This is a genomic window from Candidatus Methylomirabilota bacterium (assembly GCA_035936835.1).
Classification (GTDB): Bacteria; Methylomirabilota; Methylomirabilia; order Rokubacteriales; family CSP1-6; genus AR37.
Window position 1 is genome coordinate 1 of sequence record DASYVT010000016.1, and the last position, 2,017, is coordinate 2,017.

Consider the following 2,017-nt stretch of genomic DNA (forward strand, 5'->3'; position numbering starts at 1 on the left):
TTTTCCACTGCTGGGCTTGCTTTGGTTGATCAAGGCTTGGTTGGTGATCATAGAGCGCTTCATGCCATGCTCCCTCCTTATCTATGTGAGAGCGAGAGGGCAAGAACCTATGGCTCTTCTGCCCGTTGAAGCCGGTCCCCGGAGCGGGGAAGAATGTCGTGACATCATTCGTGTCGGCCAACTTGGAGTACAAGACGGTGAATGATCGCAGATGGGGGTGACCGACCGACCACGATGACTGAGACGAGGACGGACAGTAGATGGGTCCGCATTACCGATGCCTCCTGCGCCAGTGGCGCCTCGGATCGGGAACCCGGTCTGGTACATCTCCCATATCGTGGCCTCTACGAGTCGTCAAGGAAAAAAAGAGGAAGTTGACCCTTGTCGTAACCTCTGCGCGTTCTGCCGTTCTTGCGGTGGGCCGCTTCTTCAGAGATGGGAGAACGTCAAAGTCGCCAGCCCTAAACGGGCTTCTGGCGAGACCCAATAAGCACACCCCCGCGTGTCTCCTCGGCCCGCTAGTGCTGATCCAACTTGATTTGGCCGGGATAAAGGGTCGCCCCGCCTACGCTGTCTCCAAGGGGGGACAGCATGGCCAACTCCGTCCGGCTGCGGGCGTTGACGCGGGGAGAGCGTCGAGTGCTGCTTGCGAAGGTCACGAATCGGCGGCTGACGGTCCGGCTCCACCGCCGGTATCGCCTCATCGCCGAGATGGCGCGCGGCCGGTCGGTCACCGCGGTGGCCGATCGCGTCGGCTGCAATGCGACCATGGTGTACGAGTGGGTGCATCGGTTCAACGAGAGCGGGTTCATGACCTTCGAGCAGCCGCCCAATCCACAGGGGCGCCGGCCGATCATCACGGGGCCCCAGATCCGGGAACTGATCGACGTCGCCCTGTCCAGTCCCACCGAGCGGGGCCTGCCCTTCTCGGCGTGGAGCGTGCCCAAGCTGGCTGCGTACTGCCGCCAGCGCGGGCTGCTGCCGCCGATCACCGATGAATGGGTCCGTCGGCTGCTCCGCCGCGAAGGTCTCCGCGCCCGGCGCATCCGCACCTGGAAGACCTCGGCTGATCCCGCGTTCGATCGGAAAAAAAACGCATCCGGCAGCTCTACCGGAGGTGCCCACCGCGGGCGGCGGTGATCTCGTTCGACGAGTGGGGGCCCCTGGAACTCAAACCCTTGGGGGGCGTCGCCTGGGCCCGTCGGCGCCGGCCGCAGCGGATGCGGGCCACGTATCACCGACGCAAGGGGACCGAGCAGTTCCTCGGCTTCTACGACGTGCATGCCGACTGCTTGAGCGGGCTGTTCCGGCGCCGCAAGCGCATCGTCGAAATCAGCGAGGCGTTTCGGCGCTTGCGCGCGTGCTACCCGCGCAAACGCCTCTTCGTCATCCTGGATAACTTGCACAATGTCCATGATCATCCGCGCTTCCTGGCGGTGCTCCGCCGCCTGCACATCCACCCCGTGTGGACGCCCACGGACGCCTCCTGGCTCAACGCCATCGAAGCTCACTTCGGGGTCACGAAGCGAGCCACCCTCACCGGCTCGGACGATCTCGACCACGTCCCGCGCCGCCGCCGCATCTATCGCTACCTCCGCTACCGCAACCGCCAAATCGGCCAGGCAGATCATCCCTTGACGCGCATCCGGTCCACTCGCCCTATCAAGTTGGATCGACACTAGGCGGGCCCTCGACGGGATCCGGGCCGGGCGCCGGTGCGGGAGCCGGCGCCCGGCCTCCTCACCGCGCCATGGCCCACTCGTGAGAGGACGATGACACTCGACATTCGCGTCCCGGAATTCTGGCAGCTCGACCGCGTGGACACCGAGCTGCGCCGCGTCTATGACATCTGCGCGGGGTGCCGCCGCTGCCTGCCCCTCTGCCCCTCGTTCCGGGTCTTGTTCGACCGGCTGGACGTGGACGCGGTGGACGGCGACGTCGAGAAGCTGCCCGCGGCGGACGTCAAGGAAGTCGTCGATCTCTGCTACCAGTGCAAGCTCTGCTACAACCACTGTCC

The 2,017-nt window shown here is 65.0% G+C and carries 4 protein-coding genes; all 4 read left to right on the forward strand.

From position 1 onward, the window contains the following. Window positions 1–205 (forward strand): hypothetical protein (locus tag VGV06_01120; protein ID HEV2053754.1); only part of this gene is annotated, 205 nt, incomplete at its 5' end. A 386-nt stretch (window positions 206–591) separates the two neighbouring features. Next, window positions 592–1,140, forward strand: coding sequence for a helix-turn-helix domain-containing protein (locus tag VGV06_01125; protein ID HEV2053755.1), 549 nt, complete (start codon window positions 592–594; stop codon window positions 1,138–1,140). Continuing rightward, window positions 1,137–1,682 carry a transposase gene (locus tag VGV06_01130; GenBank protein HEV2053756.1) on the forward strand — a complete coding sequence of 182 codons (546 nt, stop codon included), beginning with the start codon at window positions 1,137–1,139 and terminating at the stop codon, window positions 1,680–1,682. Before VGV06_01125 ends, VGV06_01130 begins: the two co-directional genes overlap by 4 nt. Window positions 1,683–1,772: 90 nt before the next feature. After that, window positions 1,773–2,017: 4Fe-4S dicluster domain-containing protein (locus tag VGV06_01135; protein HEV2053757.1), on the forward strand; the 245-nt coding region annotated here is incomplete at its 3' end.